Source organism: Pedobacter steynii (assembly GCF_900103665.1).
Lineage (GTDB): Bacteria > Bacteroidota > Bacteroidia > Sphingobacteriales > Sphingobacteriaceae > Pedobacter > Pedobacter steynii.
Map to the genome: position 1 here is coordinate 159,055 of NZ_FNGY01000012.1, position 19,121 is coordinate 178,175.

Sequence of the window (19,121 nt, forward strand, 5' to 3'; positions counted from 1 at the left end):
TATTATAGGTATGGATAAGATCGTAGTACTGGAGACTTTTTATAACCCGATAGAAGCAAATATTGTAAAAGCAAGATTGCTGGATAGTGACGTGCAGTGTTTTCTGTCTGATGAAAATTCAGTAACCATTAATCCACTATACACACAGGCACTTGGTGGGGTTAAACTGCATGTGTTTGAGCGGGATGTACTCCTGGCAAAAAGTATTCTTCAGGAAGAAGGACTTGAAAATTCTTTTGAGGAAGAAAAAGAAGGACTGCTGGTTGAGGAGGAAGGGGAATCCCCTGTAGCTGAACAGGCAGCCTCAGGCTTTATTTGCCCAGACTGTGGCTCCAGCCATGTTGGCTATGTCCAGGCTACGAAAAACCGGTTCAACATCTTTACAACGGTCGTTTCATTGCTGTTAATGGTTTATCCTTTTAAAGCCAGACAGACACACCATTGTTTCGACTGCGGGCATGAGTTTGATATGTAATTTTGCAGCGCATAGCACCTGGCACATAAAAAAAGCTGCTCCGGAAAGGAACAGCTTTTAGTCATTATCTTTTAGCCTGAACTATGCGTTTTTCAATGCTGCTTCTCTGCGGATGATGTTTAGTGCACCACCTGCTTTGAACCATTCAATCTGCTGCGCGTTGTAGCTATGGTTAACAGAAATCTCTTCTTTAGTACCGTCGATATGGTTCAATACCAATGTCAATGGAACATCAGGAGTAAAGGTAGTTAAACCAATGATGTCGATCGTATCGTCTTCCTGGATTTTCTCATAGTCATCTTTGTTGACAAATGTTAAACCAAGCATTCCTTGTTTCTTCAGGTTGGTTTCGTGGATACGGGCAAAAGATTTTACCAATACCGCGCGAACACCTAAGTGACGGGGTTCCATCGCAGCATGCTCACGACTTGATCCTTCACCATAGTTTTCATCACCAACGACAATAGAACCGATTCCTTCTGCTTTATAAGCACGTTGAGTTGCAGGAACAGGACCATATTCGCCTGTTAATTCATTCTTAACGGTATCCGTTTTATCATTGAAATAGTTTACTGCACCAATCAACATATTGTTAGAGATGTTGTCCAGGTGACCACGGAATTTCAACCATGGACCAGCCATAGAGATGTGATCCGTAGTACATTTTCCTTTTGCTTTGATCAGTAATTTTAAACCTTTAAGGTCTGTACCTTCCCAAGGCGTAAACGGATCAAGCAATTGTAACCTGTGTGAAGTTGGAGATACCAATACCTGTACACCACTACCATCGGCAGCTGGTTGCTGATATCCTGCATCATCCACATCAAAACCTCTTGGAGGCAATTCAAATCCTGATGGTGCATCCAGTTTTACCTGTTCGCCATTTGCATTTGTTAAAGTATCTGTAAGCGGGTTAAAGCTGAGGTCACCAGCGATTGCCAATGCCGTTACCAGTTCCGGAGAACCTACAAAAGCAAAAGTGTTCGGGTTTCCATCTGCACGTTTCGCGAAGTTTCTGTTGAAAGAGTGAACGATGGTGTTTTTCTCTTGTTTTTCAGAACCAACCCTGTCCCACATACCAATACATGGTCCGCAGGCATTGGTGAATACTTTAGCACCGATTTTCTCGAATACATCTAAGAAACCGTCACGTTGAATCGTGAAACGGATCTGCTCAGATCCCGGGTTGATACAGTATTCAGATTTTGCCGTTAAGCCTTTTTCCGAAACCTGTTTTGCGATACTTACCGCACGGGAAATGTCTTCGTAAGAAGAGTTGGTACATGAACCGATCAAACCAACATCAATTTTCATTGGCCATCCGTTTGCTGCGGCAACTTCTTTCATTTTAGAGATTGGCGTAGCCAAATCCGGAGTGAAAGGACCGTTCAAATAAGGCTCAAGCTCTGAAAGATTGATTTCAATGATCTGATCAAAATATTTTTCCGGTTCTGCATATACTTCTGCATCACCTGTTAAGTGTTCTTTAATTGCGTTTGCTGCATCAGCTACATCAGCTCTGTTGGTTGCACGTAAATAACGTTCCATGCTCTCATCATAACCGAAGGTTGATGTTGTTGCACCGATTTCAGCACCCATATTACAAATGGTTCCTTTACCAGTACAGCTCATGTTGTTGGCACCCTCGCCGAAATATTCTACGATCGCACCAGTACCACCTTTTACGGTTAAGATACCTGCAACTTTAAGGATTACATCTTTAGCAGAAGTCCATCCGTTTAATTTTCCGGTTAATTTAATACCGATCAGTTTAGGGAATTTAAGTTCCCATGGTAAACCTGCCATTACATCACAGGCATCAGCACCACCAACTCCGATAGCAACCATACCTAAACCACCTGCGTTTACAGTGTGCGAATCGGTTCCGATCATCATACCACCCGGGAAAGCATAGTTTTCCAATACTACCTGGTGAATGATACCTGCACCTGGTTTCCAGAAACCGATACCATATTTGTTTGAAACTGAAGCAAGGAAATCAAAAACTTCTTTACTCTCGGTGTTTGCTGCCGGTAAATCAATCTCAGCACCATATTTTGCAGTGATCAGGTGATCACAATGAACCGTTGAAGGAACAGCTGCCTGAGGTCTTCCAGCCTGCATAAATTGCAATAAAGCCATTTGTGCAGTTGCATCTTGCATGGCCACACGGTCAGGAGCAAAATCTACGTAATCAGTACCTCTTACGTAAGAAGTATTTGTATTTCCATCCCAAAGGTGGGTGTAAAGAATTTTTTCTGAAAGTGTTAAAGGTCTGCCTACTAATTTACGGGCCGCCTCTACACGGGGGCCAAAGTTTGCATACACCTTTTTGATCATTTCTATATCAAAAGCCATTGATAATATGTGTTAAAAGGGTAAGTTATTCTTAATTATTTGTAGCGAATTTACGAAAAAAAACAGGCGCAGGACATCATCTGTAGATCATTATATTATTTATAAATATTCTAAATAATATAAACAGAAGATCTGGAAACTGAATGAAAAGAATAACACTGGTCGTTTGCGAACATTGCTGTTCGTTTATGAACAGTTTTAAAAGATTGTTCAGCTATAAGGTGTTGATATATAGTTTTTTGCGGTGTTTTTCTATTCTTGGCCTGAGCTTCGCTTAAATCAGCTCTGAACATTAAAGGGTCTCGAACCGAAAGCCCTGTTCACTGAAATATTGTAAAGCCCTCGGTAAAGCATATTTTAGCCTGTCGAAAGCTTTAAGGCTGTCGTGAAAGACGATGATCGAACCGTTTTCGGCATGTTTAATTACCTGTTCATAACACTTTTGTGGGGCGAGTTTGAGGTCGAAATCGCCACTAAGCACATCCCACATCACAATTTGAAGCTCAGGAAATTCAGTGCGCAGACTCGAAATCTGTGATTTTTTAATTCTGCCGTAAGGTGGACGAAATAAATTAGTGTTGGTCAGTTCCTGGCATTGCCGGAAATTTTGAAGGTAAACCTGGTCTTCCGTTTTCCAGCCTTTTAAGTGATTAAAAGTATGGTTTCCGATCCGGTGTCCTTCAGACTTAAGTCTGCCGAATATATCGGGATGCTTTCGTATATTATCGCCAATGCAAAAAAAGGTGGCTTTCGCATTAAAGCTTTTTAAAGTTTTTAGTACGAAGTCTGTAACATCCGGTATAGGTCCGTCGTCAAAGGTTAAATAAATGACTCTTTGAGCTCGGGTTTTGTTCCAGATGAGAGATGGGTAATACCATTTCAGTAAAAGCGGAGATTTAACCAGGTACATGTCCAAAAGTAATAAAATACTTTGTTGTACCTGAAAATTTACAAAATCAGTTAGTTGTTTATATTATTATTGTGAAATTAAAATTATGAGAAAGTTTACCAGTTTTAATGCGTTACCCAAGCTCAGCTTAGTTTTGTCATTAGCATTGATTACAGGTTTTGTGCAGAACTCCGCGGCACAGGAAGTGATCACCATTCAGGATGCGATAGATAAGACTTTAAATAATAACCTTACCATCAAACAATCACAGTTCAGTGAAAGTTTATCAGATGAGAACCTAAAGCAGTCGAAACTTGCATTGGTGCCTACTTTGAGTGGCTCTATCAGTAGTGGGATCAGTTTTGGCCGTAGTCAGGATCAGAATACCTATAAGATTATCACCCAGAAATTGTTAACCTCTTCCGGATCGTTGTCATCAGGAGTTACCATTTTTGAAGGATGGTCTAAGGTTAACCAGATCAAACAGAATAAATTATTGTTGGATGCGGGAAAGGCAAATACCGATAAGGTTAAAAACGACCTGATTTTACAGGTAGTGACGTCCTATCTGCAGATTCTCTATAATATTGACCTTTTAAAGGCAGCGAATGTTCAGCTGGGGGTTGCTAAACAGCAATTGAACAGAGAACAGCAGTTGCTGGATGTCGGTAACAAAACATTGGCAGATTTATCACAGGCAAAATCACAGTTGGCTACAGCAGAGTTAAATGTAACCAATGCCGATAATGCACTGACGATTTCTTACCTGACACTTGCTCAGCTTATGGATGTCCCTTCTTCTACGAAATATGAAGTTCAGGCCCCTCTGCTGGAAAGTTTTAGTGCCCCAAAAACAAGATATAATGCCGATGAGGTTTATACAGATGCGATCGGTCTTTATCCGGACATCAAACTGGCAGCCCTCCGCACGGAAGCTGCACGAAAAGGAGTGGATGTGGCTAAAGGAGCTTTGTATCCGAGATTAGGCTTCAGTGCTGGATTGGGTTCTTCTTATTCCTACATTTTCGGATATAATGATGCGAATATTCCTCAGCGTACTTTTTCAGAGCAATTGAATGACCGTTTTGGTCAGAACATTGGTTTGAGTCTGAGCATTCCGATCTTTAACGGGCTTCAGGCCAGAAGTGGGGTTAGAAAAGCGAAAATCAGTCTGTTGCAAACACAAACTGACGAGCAACTGGCAAAAAACAACCTGAATAAAGTGATCTATCAGGCCGTCGCGGATCTTAAAGCTGCAGAAAGCCGTTACAGGTCTACAACAAATACTTTCCAGGCGCAAAAAGACGCATTCAACGTGATTGAACAACGTTACGCGGTAGGGCTTGTCAACTCTTTAGATTACAGTACTTCCCAATCCAATATGAATAAAGCTGAAGTCGATATGATTCAGGCCAAATATGATTTACTCTTCAGGGCAAAAGTTATTGACTATTACCTGGGCAAGCAAATCATCTTTTAAAGCATTATAAGGCTCGATTTGATATAAAATAAATAAACAACAACAAATGAAACTAAAACCCATATTAATTACATTAGGCGTAGTCATTGCTTTACTGATTGTAGCAAAGCTTACGGGCCTTATTGGTGGTGAAAAAATTGAAAAAGTGACCATTGATAAAGCTGCAGACAGAAAAGTAATAGAAACGGTTACTGCCAGTGGAAAGGTACAACCAGAAACAGAAGTGAAATTAAGCTCTGAGGTTTCCGGAGAGGTGACTGAACTTTTGGTAAAAGAGGGCGACGTGGTTAAAAAAGGCCAGTTGCTGATCAAAGTTCGTCCTGATGTATTAAAGTCGGGTTACGACAGGGCGGTAGCTTCCTATAGCTCTCAGAAAGCAGGTGTAGCTTCTGCTTTGCAAATGATGAAACAAAGCGAAGGAAACTTCGTGAACGCAGAAGCAACTTATAAACGTAATGTAGAGTTGTTCGGTAAAAAGGTAATCTCTGCATCAGAGTTTGATGCTGCAAAAGCTGCCTTTTTAACCTCGAAAACCAATGTCGCTAAATCTAAAGAAGACTATATTTCTGCGAAGTTCCAGTTAGAGCAATCGGGTGCGAATGTTCAGGAGGCAAATGCGAATCTTGCTAAAGCAACGATCTATGCGCCGGTAGATGGGGTCATTTCTAAATTGTCTGTTGAATTGGGTGACCGTATCCTGGGTACTGCACAGATGGCAGGAACAGAGATCATGAGGATTTCCAACCTGAAGACAATGGAAGTAAACGTAGATGTAAACGAGAACGACATCAACAGGGTAAATGTTGGTGATAGTGCGAAAATCGAAGTGGATGCTTTTGCTGATAAAAAATTCAAAGGTGTGGTCACTGAAATTGCGAGTTCATCAAAAGACATCGGTTCAGTAACGACTTCAGTAGATCAGGTCACAAACTTCGTGGTTAAAGTAAGGATCATTGCTGATTCTTATCAGGGGGTTAAAGGTGGTGCAAAAGACCTTCCTTCTCCTTTCAGACCAGGTTTGTCGGCAACAGTGGATATCGAAAGCGAATCAGTAAAAGGTTTGGCCATTCCAATTCAGTCGGTATTTACCAGCGAAAAAAATAAAGATGTTAAAACTGCAGGGAACGACGAGAATGCGGATAAACAGAAAACAAAGCTGGCTGATAAAACAGTAAAGCAATATGTGTATGTTTTCAATGCAGGGACAGTTAAACAGGTAGAAGTAACTACAGGAATTCAGAATGATCAGTTTATCATCATTAAAAGCGGACTTAAAGCCGGACAGGAAGTGGTATCCGGACCTTACTCTGCCATTCAGAACAAACTGAAAGACGGAATGAAAGTAGAGAAAACAACTAAGGATCAATTGTTTGCCAATCCTGATAAAAAGTAAACTTTATCAATCATTTTTAAATGAGTAAATTGCCCCGGTTAAAACAATAACCGGGGTTTTTTATTTAATACTGTATGATACCTAAAGTTGCAATGATTGGTGGGGGTAGTTGGGCTACTGCTATTGTAAAAATGCTTTCAGACAATACGACTGCAAAAGAAATTTATTGGTGGATGCGTAATGCGGAAGCGATTACTCACCTGCAAAAATATAAGCACAATCCAAATTACCTGAGCTCTGTGGAGATCAGGATTCCTGAAACACATATTTCCAGCGATATCGTTACCATTATTGAGCAGGCTGAATACGTGATTTTAAATGTCCCTGCGGCCTTTTTAAAGGAAACCCTAAAGGATGTTACCCCGGAAATGTTAAAGGGCAAGAAAATGATCTCTGCGATTAAAGGGATTGTGCCTGATGAAAATCAGATCATAGGAGAGTTTCTGAACCAGAAATTCGGCGTTCCTTTGGAGGATATTGTCGTGATCAGTGGTCCTTGTCATGCGGAAGAAGTGGCTTTAGAAAAGCTGTCTTACCTGACGATCGCCTCCCTGGATTTAGACCTTGCGGGTATCTTTGCGAATTTATTGAGCACAAGGTATATCAAAACAAATGTTTCAGATGATATTTTCGGTACGGAATACGCTGCGGTGTTGAAAAACATTTACGCCGTGGCCAGCGGAATTTGTCATGGGGTAGGGTATGGAGATAACTTTCAGGCTGTTTTAATCTCCAACGCGATTCGCGAAATCAAGCGTTTCGTAGATGCAGTACATCCAATTTCCAGAGACATTAAAGAGTCTGCTTATCTTGGAGATTTACTTGTTACCGCTTACTCTCAATTTAGCCGGAACCGGACTTTCGGAAACATGATCGGTAAAGGATATACGGTGAAATCAGCGCAGCTGGAAATGAATATGGTAGCTGAGGGTTATTATGCGGTGAAATGTATGCACCATATCAATAAGAAATATAAAGTAGATATGCCGATCAGCAGGGCGGTATATGCTATTCTTTACGAACAACATTCGCCACATATTGAAATGCGTCTGCTGACGGAACAGCTGAACTAAGCGGTCAAACAAATTTTATGGTATTTTGTTATTAGTGAAAAAACAGCTTACCATGAAAAGAAAATATCTATTTGGGGGCTTAGCCCTTGCATTCCTTAGCACATTGGCCTTAACGGCTAACGCTCAGGAGAAAAAAGAAAGTGTTGGTCAGGTGATTAGCAAAACGGCTACAAAGGTGGGCAACAAAACTGCAGAAGTGGCAGTGAAGGGAACGGCTAAAGTTGCGGATCAGACTTATAAAGGTAAAATGGCTCCTGATGGTTCCGATGTGTACATCAACGGTAAGAACAAGAAATACTATATCAATAAAAAAGGAGGGAAGGTTTATCTGAAAGAATCTCAGATCAAGAACCGTCCTGTTAAGAAAGAGAAATAGCCTATTCGGATCATAGATCCGCTGTTAAAGTAAAAAGGTCGGCTTCCATAACGGAGCCAACCTTTTTTATGATTGGGTAATGATTAAGATCTGCGTCTTCTGTCGCCACTTCCGGCTCCACCTTCACGTCTTCCGCTTCCGCCAGTGTTTCCACCACGATCTTCACGACTTCTTCCAGAGAAATCTCTGAAACCACCGCCGCTGCTGCTGCCGCCTTCGCGTCTGCCGCCACCACCGCTGCTTCTTCTGTCACCGCCACCGCTTCTTCCGCCGCCGCCATAGCTTCCGCCTTCGCGTCTGCCACCACCGCCACCGAATCCACCACGACTACGACCACCGCCGCCATCACCATCAGCAGTTTTCTCGATTCTAACGCCACGGTTGTTGAATTCAACACCTTTGAAATTATTGAATAGAGAATCTACAGTTGCATCTTCTACTTCAAAGAATGAATAAACACCTTTTAAGTCGATTTTGCCAATGCTTTTTCCACTGATTTTACCGTTGTTACAAACAAAAGATAATAAGTCACCTCTTGTAAAGTCATCTACCGAACCTAAGTTGATAAACAAACGGGTGTAACCGTCACTACCTCTAGGGCCTCTTTCACCGCGCTCACCACGTTCTCCTCTTTCACCGCGATCATCAGCCGAAGAATTAAGATCAGGAGCGTTTTTGTAATACTCTAAAAAGCGGTTAAACTCTAAAGATGCAAAACGTTTGATCACTTCTTCTTTGCTCAATTCAGCAAACTCATCCATAATACGAGGGATGTATTGCTCAATTTGTGCTTCGTTAACTTCTACATTGTGAACCTTGTGAACCAAAGCAAACAATTGTTTTTCACAAACGTCAAAACCTGTAGGTAAAGAAGCTTTAGTAAATGGTTTACCAATGATTCTTTCAATCTGACGGATTTTTCCAAGTTCTTTAGAGTTAACGATACAGATAGAAATACCTGTTTTACCCGCACGGCCGGTACGACCACTACGGTGGGTATAACTTTCAATTTCGTCAGGTAATGAATAATTCACAACGTGAGTTACGTTTTGAACATCAATACCACGTGCTGCAACATCTGTAGCAATTAATAATTGCATGTTACGGTCACGGAAACGCTGCATTACCTTATCACGTTGTTGTTGAGATAAATCTCCGTGTAAAGCATCCGCATTATAACCATCTTTAATCAAGTGCTCAGCAACATCCTGTGTATCCATTTTGGTTTTACAGAATACTACCGCAAAGATTTCAGGGTTAAAATCTACGATACGTTTTAAAGCAGCGTATTTATCTCTTGCACGTACGATATAGTACTCATGCTCGATATTTACGTTACCTGTGTTTTTGGTACCCATGGTTAACTCTACCGGAGAGTCCATGTAGTTTTTAGCTATCCTTCTAACCTCTGGAGGCATAGTAGCGGAGAATAACCATGTTTTTTTGTCGTCAGGAGTAGTCGACAAGATGTCGTTAATGTCTTCCTGGAAACCCATGTTTAACATTTCATCGGCTTCATCCAAGACTACATATTTCACGTTCGTGAAATCAATAGCTTTTCTGCCAATAATGTCTAACATACGGCCCGGTGTAGCCACAACAATTTGTACACCGTTTCTAATTTCACGCAACTGCTGCATAATGTTTGCGCCACCGTAAACGGCAACGACACTAGCACCAGAGATGTTTTTTGAGAAATTCTTGATGTCGCTCGTAATCTGTAAGCAAAGCTCTCTTGTAGGGCATAAAATTAATGCCTGAGGCTTGTTGCTTTTAAAGTCGATCAATTCTAACAGAGGTAAACCGAATGCGGCTGTCTTTCCTGTTCCTGTTTGGGCCAAACCAACAAAATCGTTATTGCCCTCTAACAGCACAGGAATACTTTGCTCCTGAATAGGTGTTGGATTTTCGAAACCTAAATCCTTTACGGCATTAACAACGTCATCACTTATCCCCAATTTACTAAATGGGTTTATCATGTATTTATATTAATTAAGCCGCAAAGGTACGCTTAATATTTGGTATTTCACAGATACGTAACTAAATAAAAATGAGGCAATTAATTATCTCAGCCTGTCGGCCGATCTCAATAATTGCTCGTCTTTACGGATTCCGCGGAAAGCCAGGGCACAAAACAGGATGCCTGCAGCCGGTAAAAAAGCACCGATACCCGGCTTAACAGCAGCGATTCCGCCCGGAAGGCCCTGGGCATAATTGAAGATCCAGAAACACAATGAAAGCATCGCGATGATGGCTACAATGATAAGACGTTTCTGTCCGGTTCTGTTTTTAAAGGTAAATATTGTGGCCAGACATAGTAAGGCTACGCATACTGTATTTAGAAATAAGGGCTTAAAATAATCCGTTTTTGCAATTATGCCGTTTGTTTTTTGGTATAAACCGGTGGCCACGATCCAATATTCTGAGCCATTAGACTGGCTGCTTACAATCGGGATAAACATTAAAAGTAATATGGCCAGGCCTGCTAACAGAAGCCAGATGGATTGCACTCGTTGTATCATATCAGTTCAATAATTTCAACAAATATATTAAAAGGGCCCTACTAACCAATCAATATCTTGATCCAAAAGATTAAATTTGTCCTATTGAAACCGAACATACAGCGATATTTTATTGAATTGTCTTATAATGGCACAGATTATCATGGCTGGCAAATACAGCCAAATGCCATGACCGTGCAGGAATGTCTGGATAAGGCATTGTCTGTTTATTTTCGTCAGCCTGTGGTTACTTTAGGCTGCGGGCGGACAGATGCCGGCGTTCATGCCACCGAGTTCTTTGCCCATTTCGATCTGGAGATTTCTGAGGAAAAACCAGTCAATGCGGAACGGTCCATTTCCGGGATCAACTCTTTGTTGCCTTACCAGATTGCGGTTAAACGTGTTTTTCCGGTTGCAGCAGCAGCACATGCCCGCTTCGATGCCACGGAACGGGCTTACCATTACCACCTTCATTTCCATAAAGATCCGTTTAAATTAGAGCGGTCCTGGTTATTTAAAGGCGAGCTGGATGTGGAAGCCATGAATGAAGCAGCTAAAATTATTTTGGAATACACTGATTTTTCCTGTTTCAGTAAATCCAATACCCAGACATTTACCAACAACTGTAAAGTAACCGAGGCTTATTTTGAACTAAATGACGGTGGCTTGCAATTTACCATTCGCGCAGACCGTTTTCTGAGAAATATGGTGCGGGCCATTGTAGGTACCTTGGTTCGGATTGGAAAAAAAGAAATTAACTTAGTACAGCTCAGAGAAATTATTGAAAGTAAAAACCGCAGTAACGCAGGGCAGTCCGTTCCGGCATGCGGTTTATACTTAGTGAATGTTGTTTATCCCTATGTAAACTAATGATATGTCTAAAATAAGTGGTGATGCGTTGAATGTTGGCCTGTTGAGAAGAGTTTTTCAATATGTAAAACCTTACCGCAGGATCTTTATCTGGGCAATCGTATTGACCATATTATTGGCTTTAATTGCGCCGGTAAGGCCTTTCTTAATCCAGTATACCCTGGATAATTACATCATGAAAGACCAGCATGGGGGTTTGTTAAAGATGACGATCGTGATGCTGATCCTGCTGGTGCTTCAGGCGGGAATTCAGTTTAGCCATACCCTGCTGACAAATACCCTTGGGCAATCGGCCATCCGGGACCTGAGGATCAACGTTTTTAACCACATTACCAAGCTTAGACTAAAATATTTTGACAATACGCCAATCGGGCAACTGATTACCCGGACGGTTTCCGATCTGGAAACGATTGCCGAGATCTTTTCTGAGGGCCTGATCGTCATCATTGGTGATATTCTGATGGTGATTGTGATCATCGGAGTGATGATCTACCGGGATTGGGCACTGACCTTGGTGGTATTATTACCTATGCCTTTACTCATGCTGGCGACCTCCGTTTTTCAGAAGGCCATTAAATCGGCGTTCCAGGAGATCAGAACAGAGGTTTCTAACCTGAATACCTATTTACAGGAACACATTTCCGGAGTTTCCATTATTCAATATTTTGCAAGGGAGCAACAGGAATACAAAAAGTTTGTAAAGATCAATGCAAGATATAGAGATGCAAATATCCGTTCCAACTGGTATTATTCTATCTTTTTTCCGGTAGTGGAGATCATTTCGGCGATGTCATTGGGCTTGCTGGTATGGTATGGCTCGAGAAGTATTCTTGCTAAACCACTCGATGTAACTCCGGGTACAATCGCAGAGTTCATTCTATATATCGGAATGCTTTTCCGTCCGATCCGGGAACTTGCGGATAAGTTCAATACCCTTCAGATGGGGATGGTAGGAGCAGAACGGGTTTTTAAAGTTTTAGATACCGACGAGGTGACAGAAGATAAGGGAACATTTGCCCCTGAAAAGATGGCGGGTTCGATTTCATTTGATCAGGTTTGGTTTGCTTATAATGACGAGAACTATGTGCTGAAAGATATTTCTTTTGAAGTGCAGGCCGGAAAGACGATTGCTTTGGTCGGTGCGACTGGTGCGGGTAAGTCTTCTACGATTAACATCCTGAACAGGTTCTATGAGATTCAGAAAGGGGAGATCAAGGTGGATGGTGTTAAAATCCAGGATTATCAACTCAACTACCTAAGGCGCAATATTGCCACTGTTCTACAGGATGTCTTCCTGTTTTCAGATACAATCTTTAACAATGTGACTTTAAATAATCCGGAAATTACCATGGAAGAAGTGGTAGATGCTGCGAAAAAAGTTGGTGCACATGATTTTATAGAAAGATTGCCGGGAGGTTATCAATACAATGTAATGGAGCGCGGCGCAACGCTTTCTGCCGGACAAGCACAATTGATTTCTTTTATCCGGGCATTGGTGTATAATCCATCAATTTTGGTACTCGATGAGGCCACCTCTTCGGTAGATACGGAAACAGAAATGTTGATCCAACGGGCCATAGAAAACCTGATGAAAGGCAGAACTTCCATTGTTATTGCACACCGCCTGTCAACCATCCAGAAAGCAGATAAAATCCTCGTACTGGATAAAGGAGAGATCAAAGAAATGGGAACCCACCAGGAATTGTTAAAACTGGATGGATATTATAAAAGACTATACGATCTCCAATTCAATTCCGGTGGAATTGTCTCTGCCTGATGATGGATATTGGCCATCGGTTCAGGATGGAGCAGTATAAATGTTTGTTGTTTGCCTATTCAGCTGTGCAAACAATTTTCGATGAATAGCATTTTTTGTTTTTGATCTTTTTGAAAGCGGCTGTTGTTTTTTGTGATTCTGGCTCGAATTATTCTTTGAAGGTGTTTTATCGCTGATCTTTGCGCCTTCTTTCAGGACTATTCCGGTTGAAATCTGATGATTTTTATTCAAAGAACCTGCATGTACACTGTCTGATACGCGTTTCCCATCATCTTTCATAAAAGAAATATAAGCTTCCATGCGTTCATTCACATGTTCATGACTGATCACAAGCACATCTTTTCCCTCCACTCTTTTTGACCCGATTAAACTGCAGCAGGTTTCTTTTATATCAGGGAAATAAATCACCAGCATCGCCCGGTCGGTATGATACTCACTCGCCGGACTGGCTGATATTTCCCAGTTAAATGTAATTTCCCGACCGTTTTGGCTGATCGAGGGATTCAGCGCTACCGGAAGACTGCCCATGCTCATTAGTACTTTTGTATAGTTCAGACTGATGTTTGGATATGTTCCCTGAAGGGCATTCTTTTTATTGTAGGAAACGGCCTCATTGTACTCGTTTTTGTCCGTTCCCACAACTGCCAAACGGAAGCCTGTCCTGATGGCCTGAATGGAAGGCTTAAGGATCTCATTGACCACCTTCATTTTTTCACAATTTGCTTTTCTTGCCGCAGTAAGCGGTTTATTACTTTTGCCAATCATTCTGATGACATGTTTACCTTTTAAGGTATAACCTACCAGGTTGCCGACCCTACCATGGAATCCGCCAAATAACTCATTTATTAATCTTCCCATTTTGCTGTTTTTAATTAGTTGAATTGATTATGAGTAATTTACGGATTTTTTTCAGATGTTTTTCAGATGCTGCGCATATGCGTTTACTTAAAGTTGGTCGCCATCTGGTTTTGAAAACATCGTTTAAAGGTCTGCAGGTCCAATTATTGACCTATCAACTACCTTATAAAAATCAAAAGACAATCAATTGAAATAAATGGCATGTGCAACAGATTTTAATCGCATTTTTCCAGGAATGTAATCGCTGATATGTTAAACTATGTTATAAAGGGGAATTTCTCTTATTTTCTTTTTACTTTCATTTTTTATTAATTGGAGTTAAATGAAACGATTAAGTAAGATATTTCTTTATTTTCTTTGCGCAATGCCTTTCCTGCAATGTGTAAAATTACATGCTCAGGAGCTTAAATTGCTTCCGTTTGAATTGCAGGGGACGATCAATGCAGATACAGGAACAGTAAAGCTGAGATTTGTTGCCGATACGGCTTTCTATGCAATAAAAGAAACCGCTTTAATTAGCGCCAGGATCGTTAAAGGGAAATTCTCTATAAAAGGAGGGATCCCATATCCGCAAGGAATGAGCATTGAATATAATGGCAACGGGGGATACTCTTCCAGCGTTTTTATCATTGAACCTGGTGTCCAGGCAATCGAAGTTAATGTCAATACACATAATAACACTCCTAAAGTAGGTAATGCAGCGATGTTGGAATATGCCAATGGGTATCTTGATTTTACAAAACAGATCGTTCAGATGGATAAAAATCATATGAAAAAATATGATAGCTTAAATCTGAAGTACAATCGTAAAATACCAGTAGCTATAGCTGCTGAACTACAAAGGGAGATGCAACAGATTTATGATAGGAGTGACGAAAACTTATTGGAATATGTCAAGGTCAATCCTAATTCTTATTATGCCTTCTGGAGGTTGTTGCGTCTGAGCAGTTTTGGTTATGAGTCTGTTTTTGATGCGATATTCTTTAACTTTTCTGAGGCTTTGAAAAATACTTACTCCGGTAAATCCTTCTCAAAAAGGTTAGAAACAGCAGCTGTACTTTCCAAAGGAAAGAAATTCCCGGGCAGGGATTTCAAAAATATTCAAGGGAAGCAACTTGATGTTAGCTCCTTCCTGAAAGAGAAATACACATTGGTGGACTTTTGGTATAGCGCCTGTCATCCTTGCATCAGTCAGTTTCCTCATCTGAATAAGCTGTATGCAAAGTATCGCACTAAAGGTTTTGAGATAATAGGGATTTCTACGGACAAAGAACGCGATAAAGAAGATTGGATAAAAGGCATTAAAAAACACAAGATCTTATGGCCTCAATATTGGGATAAGAATGGGATAGAATCCGCGAAATTGTCGATTTTAGCCTTTCCAACTAATTATTTGCTAGATCATGAAGGACGTATAGTGATGAAGAACATAAAACCTGATGAACTGGAGGTATTTTTACAAGTGAATATCAAATAAATGAATAAGGTGATTGCTCTGGCTGACATCAGATAATTCCATTATTTTTGTCGTTCTTGTTATAAACGTTTGATTCATGAAAGATATACTTATTCGCAAAGCAACCTTTAATGATATGGAGACACTTCTTCTTTTTGAACAAGGAGTGGTAGCTGCTGAAAGGCCTTTTGATCCTACCCTAAAGCCGGCTGGGGTCAAATACTATGATATTGATCAAATGATCAATTCAACAGAGGTAGAACTTCTTGTTGCAGCATCAGGCGATGAAGTTATTGGTTCTGGTTATGCCAGGATAGAAAGCGTGAAGCCTTATCTTTTGCATGAACAACATGCTTATTTAGGATTTATGTATGTTGATCCCCGATATCGTGGTTTAGGGGTAAATCAGAAAATTATTGAGGCCCTGAGCAGCTGGTCTGCTTCCAGAGGAATTACGGAACTCCGGCTCGATGTTTACCAAACAAATGAACCTGCCATTAAGGCTTATGAAAAAGCGGGCTTTACCCGACATATTATACAGATGAGAAAGGAAATATAAGTACTTTAAGGAGCGAATTGAACACATGGAAAGTGTGCTCTTTTTTGGTGTGTTGCTGCTGGGAAGTTGGGGAATGGCGGCTATTTCCCGTAAAACAAACTCAATCCTCGCTGTTTCGGCATTTCATGCTGCTTATGATATTTATGCTGCAGTGGAAAAGCCATCAGTTTATTTTATGGTTCTTCTGGCTGTTATATTTCTGACCTGGCTTTTAGCTGTTATCTTTTATGATCAGCTCAATAAAAAATTGGCTGGCGATTAATCGGAGCGCCCTGCTTTACCGGTTCTGATCAACTTAAATAAAAATCCGGAATAAGAATGTTGATGGAAGATGCGTTATTTAATAAATTGAATAAAAAATGTCAATTCGCTGATGGGTTGAAACCGGAAGAATTGTGTTTCTTTATGGCATTTGAAAATAAAATGAAAAGACGAGTCAGCACCATCCTGGTTTTAATATTGTTGATTATTGCTGGAACCTATGCGAGGAATGAGATTTTTGGGCCTCCGCATCAAATGAATAAGGCCGGTAAAAAAAGTAAGGATAGTAAAGCAGAGATAAAAAATGGGGATATTATTTTCCAGACCTCGGTATCCGGACAAAGCAAAGCGATTCAGCTGGCTACACATTCTAAGTACAGCCATTGTGGAATTGTGTATAAGAATGGGGAGAACTATTTTGTTTATGAAGCGGTAGAACCGGTCTGTTTAACACCATTGAACGAATGGATTGCCCGCGGATCAGGAGGGCATTTTGTGATCAAAAGATTGAAAAATGCCGATGAAGTATTAACACCCGAGGTATTGAGCAAAATGAAAACAGTTGGAGACCGGTTTAAAGGGAAGCATTATGACCTTTATTTTGAATGGACGGACGACAGAATATATTGCTCAGAACTCATCTGGAAAGTCTATAAGGAAGCTACAGGTTTGGAACTGGGAAAACTTGAGAAGTTAAAAAGCTTTGATTTGACCAGTCTGGCCGTAAAGGAAAAAATGAAAGCCCGGTATGGCAACAAAATCCCAATGAATGAAACGGTGATTTCGCCGGAAAGCATTTATAACAGCGAGTTCTTAATAACGATAAAATCAAATTAACAACCAGATAAAAAATCTATTGTTTATAATGTGAACCAATATTCCTAAACCTGAGGATATACGATTCAAATATGATAACTGAAAAAGAAAATAAAAGAATTAGCAAGTTTCTAAGTTTTGTCTTAAGACACCATCCTGAATTAATTGGTGTTGAACTGGATGGAAATGGCTGGACTGATGTGTCTTTGCTGATTCAGAAATCCCGAAAAACAGAGCCGGCATTAGATTTCGAAATGCTGAAGTATATCGTGGATAGCAATGCCAAAAAGAGATTTAGCTTTAATGAAGAACTGGATAAGATCAGGGCCAATCAAGGACATTCAGTTGAAGTAGATTTGGGATACAGTCCGCAAGAACCGCCTGAGGTATTGTACCATGGAACAGGGGTTAAATTTGTGGATTTGATCAAAAGCTCCGGACTGGAGAAGCAAAGCAGGCATCATGTTCATTTGAGTCAGCATAAAGAAACCGCTATTAATGTTGGACAGCGACATGGAAAGCCATTTGTCTTTGAGGTATTGTCCGGACAAATGTACCGGGACAATTACGAATTCTTTTTATCAGACAATGAGGTTTGGCTCACCGACCATGTACCCGCTAAATATTTAAAAGATTATGTACTTCGGCCCAGAGTCAATCATCGCTGATTTCTGCAAAACCAGACCCGAGTATTTTTAACAACTGCCTGCGGTTTTTAACGTTTTTTGTTATTATCTTCAATGCTATTACCATAGTAAATGTTAATGCGATGAAGAATATTCCAACTTTATACGAATGGGCAGGAGATATGCAAACCTTCGAATTATTATTCGGCAGGTTTTATGATAAAGTTTTAAAAGATGATTTACTTGCTGAAGTCTTTGAAAATATGTCCCCGGAACATGTAAGCCATGTCGCTCATTTTGTGGCAGAAGTTTTCGGCGGCCCTAAATTATATTCTTCTGAAGATGGAGGAAGTCATGCTCAAATGGTAGGACACCATATTGGCAAAATGCTGACAGAAGAGAAACGCCAGCGATGGGTGTATCTTTTATTACAGACTGCCGATGAGATCGGGTTAAAAAGTGACCCTGAATTTCGTTCTGCCTTTGTAGGCTATCTGGAATGGGGAACCAGAATCGCTGTTATCAATTCTGTCATCACCGAAAATCCAATGAACGCCGGGGAGCCTATGCCGAAATGGGGCTGGGGCGAAACCGGTGGCCCTTACATCCCATCAGAACAATAGATATGAAAAAAATAAGCTATATAATTTTGATTTTCTCCATGATCGTGGTTTCCTGCAAGCCAAAAGAAGAAAACAATAACTTGCAAACCCCGGACGCACTTCAGAACGAGTATTCCAGTTTAAAAAGAATGAAAGGGGATTTAACAGAAGACCTTTACCAGGGACTTGTAGATAAGGATTCTCTTTTGAGAAACCTAGAAGAAGAAATTATAGCCTTCAGATCCGGATCAATTGAAGTGACTAAGGTATTTCATAATTATCTGGATAAATCTGATCGTTATTATGGCTCTGTGAATGACAAGGTGAAGGGGATTAAAGACAGTCTGTTGATGAAAAAAATGCAGATGTTAATCACAATGCATAAAAAAGCACAAGAGGTCAGAACGACTGAAATCAATGCCTTATTGAAAACAATTCCAGCTAATGATACGATTTTAAATGACCATCATGCTGCATTGAAAATTGTGAAAACACTTACTGTTATGGAGAAATACCAAAAGGAGCATTTACCGAATAAAAGCGAGCTGAAAAAACTCATCCGGCAGCAGGAAAAAATAATACAGCAAATGAATGACTTAATGCGATAAGAAGTACGATAAACTCCCATTAAAACATAAATATATCTTGATCAATTTTCCGGAAGAAACAAAATTTAAATACAGTTTAAAGAACTTAAAAAGAGGCTTTGCATGCAATTTGTACAAACTGCTGAAAGCCTCTTTTTAACTAA

At 40.4% G+C, this 19,121-nt stretch carries 19 protein-coding genes; 14 read left to right on the forward strand and 5 right to left on the reverse strand.

Annotated elements, in window-relative coordinates:
* Positions 1 to 10 precede the first annotated feature (10 nt).
* Entirely contained in the window at positions 11 to 475 is a 465-nt protein-coding gene (locus BLQ87_RS27600) for a putative signal transducing protein (protein ID WP_074612138.1), read from the forward strand.
* 81 nt (positions 476 to 556) lie between these two features.
* Here BLQ87_RS27600 and BLQ87_RS27605 read toward each other — a convergent pair whose 3' ends face one another.
* Positions 557 to 2,833, reverse strand: a complete 2,277-nt coding sequence (locus BLQ87_RS27605) for an aconitate hydratase (protein ID WP_074612139.1) — start codon at positions 2,831 to 2,833, stop codon at positions 557 to 559.
* Positions 2,834 to 3,125: 292 nt separating this feature from the next.
* Positions 3,126 to 3,743 carry a polysaccharide deacetylase family protein gene (locus BLQ87_RS27610; RefSeq protein ID WP_074612140.1) on the reverse strand — a complete coding sequence of 206 codons (618 nt, stop codon included), beginning with the start codon at positions 3,741 to 3,743 and terminating at the stop codon, positions 3,126 to 3,128.
* Between the two features lie 85 nt (positions 3,744 to 3,828).
* Between BLQ87_RS27610 and BLQ87_RS27615 the strand changes: the two genes are divergently transcribed.
* From BLQ87_RS27615 to BLQ87_RS27630, 4 genes are all read left to right on the forward strand, one after another.
* Positions 3,829 to 5,202 carry a TolC family protein gene (locus BLQ87_RS27615; protein ID WP_083362083.1) on the forward strand — a complete coding sequence of 458 codons (1,374 nt, stop codon included), beginning with the start codon at positions 3,829 to 3,831 and terminating at the stop codon, positions 5,200 to 5,202.
* 46 nt (positions 5,203 to 5,248) lie between these two features.
* Complete coding sequence (locus BLQ87_RS27620; RefSeq protein ID WP_074612142.1) at positions 5,249 to 6,595, forward strand: efflux RND transporter periplasmic adaptor subunit; 1,347 nt, start codon at positions 5,249 to 5,251, stop codon at positions 6,593 to 6,595.
* Between the two features lie 74 nt (positions 6,596 to 6,669).
* A complete protein-coding gene (locus BLQ87_RS27625; RefSeq protein ID WP_074612143.1) occupies positions 6,670 to 7,668 on the forward strand; it encodes an NAD(P)H-dependent glycerol-3-phosphate dehydrogenase in 999 nt (332 codons plus the stop codon).
* 52 nt (positions 7,669 to 7,720) lie between these two features.
* Positions 7,721 to 8,044 (forward strand): hypothetical protein, encoded by a 324-nt coding sequence (locus BLQ87_RS27630; protein ID WP_074612144.1) that lies wholly within the window; start codon positions 7,721 to 7,723, stop codon positions 8,042 to 8,044.
* Between the two features lie 83 nt (positions 8,045 to 8,127).
* On the opposite strand, the gene BLQ87_RS27635 is transcribed toward BLQ87_RS27630, so the two are convergent.
* Entirely contained in the window at positions 8,128 to 10,023 is a 1,896-nt protein-coding gene (locus tag BLQ87_RS27635) for a DEAD/DEAH box helicase (protein WP_172664980.1), read from the reverse strand.
* An 84-nt stretch (positions 10,024 to 10,107) separates the two neighbouring features.
* Positions 10,108 to 10,566 (reverse strand): DUF4293 domain-containing protein, encoded by a 459-nt coding sequence (locus BLQ87_RS27640; protein WP_074612145.1) that lies wholly within the window; start codon positions 10,564 to 10,566, stop codon positions 10,108 to 10,110.
* A gap of 84 nt (positions 10,567 to 10,650) precedes the next feature.
* Between BLQ87_RS27640 and truA the strand changes: the two genes are divergently transcribed.
* Both truA and BLQ87_RS27650 read left to right on the forward strand, forming a co-directional pair.
* Positions 10,651 to 11,415, forward strand: a complete 765-nt coding sequence (truA, locus tag BLQ87_RS27645; protein WP_216857868.1) for a tRNA pseudouridine(38-40) synthase TruA — start codon at positions 10,651 to 10,653, stop codon at positions 11,413 to 11,415.
* A 4-nt stretch (positions 11,416 to 11,419) separates the two neighbouring features.
* Entirely contained in the window at positions 11,420 to 13,192 is a 1,773-nt protein-coding gene (locus BLQ87_RS27650; protein WP_074612146.1) for an ABC transporter ATP-binding protein, read from the forward strand.
* A 21-nt stretch (positions 13,193 to 13,213) separates the two neighbouring features.
* Here the strand turns inward: BLQ87_RS27650 and BLQ87_RS27655 are convergent, their stop codons facing one another.
* Positions 13,214 to 14,050, reverse strand: coding sequence for a DUF6266 family protein (locus tag BLQ87_RS27655; protein ID WP_074612147.1), 837 nt, complete (start codon positions 14,048 to 14,050; stop codon positions 13,214 to 13,216).
* 322 nt (positions 14,051 to 14,372) lie between these two features.
* On the opposite strand from BLQ87_RS27655, the gene BLQ87_RS27660 reads away from it, so the two are divergent.
* From BLQ87_RS27660 to BLQ87_RS27690, 7 genes are all read left to right on the forward strand, one after another.
* Positions 14,373 to 15,527 carry a TlpA disulfide reductase family protein gene (locus tag BLQ87_RS27660; RefSeq protein WP_083362084.1) on the forward strand — a complete coding sequence of 385 codons (1,155 nt, stop codon included), beginning with the start codon at positions 14,373 to 14,375 and terminating at the stop codon, positions 15,525 to 15,527.
* Positions 15,528 to 15,603: 76 nt separating this feature from the next.
* Positions 15,604 to 16,065, forward strand: coding sequence for a GNAT family N-acetyltransferase (locus tag BLQ87_RS27665; RefSeq protein WP_074612149.1), 462 nt, complete (start codon positions 15,604 to 15,606; stop codon positions 16,063 to 16,065).
* 25 nt (positions 16,066 to 16,090) lie between these two features.
* The gene (locus BLQ87_RS27670; protein ID WP_074612150.1) at positions 16,091 to 16,327 is read left to right on the forward strand and encodes a hypothetical protein; all 237 of its coding nucleotides are present in this window, start codon (positions 16,091 to 16,093) and stop codon (positions 16,325 to 16,327) included.
* A 161-nt stretch (positions 16,328 to 16,488) separates the two neighbouring features.
* Positions 16,489 to 17,163, forward strand: a complete 675-nt coding sequence (locus BLQ87_RS27675) for a YiiX family permuted papain-like enzyme (protein ID WP_074612216.1) — start codon at positions 16,489 to 16,491, stop codon at positions 17,161 to 17,163.
* A 71-nt stretch (positions 17,164 to 17,234) separates the two neighbouring features.
* Complete coding sequence (locus BLQ87_RS27680; RefSeq protein ID WP_074612151.1) at positions 17,235 to 17,810, forward strand: RNA 2'-phosphotransferase; 576 nt, start codon at positions 17,235 to 17,237, stop codon at positions 17,808 to 17,810.
* A gap of 101 nt (positions 17,811 to 17,911) precedes the next feature.
* A complete protein-coding gene (locus BLQ87_RS27685) occupies positions 17,912 to 18,391 on the forward strand; it encodes a group II truncated hemoglobin (RefSeq protein WP_083362085.1) in 480 nt (159 codons plus the stop codon).
* 2 nt (positions 18,392 to 18,393) lie between these two features.
* Entirely contained in the window at positions 18,394 to 18,978 is a 585-nt protein-coding gene (locus tag BLQ87_RS27690) for a hypothetical protein (protein ID WP_074612153.1), read from the forward strand.
* The last annotated feature ends 143 nt before the right edge of the window (positions 18,979 to 19,121 follow it).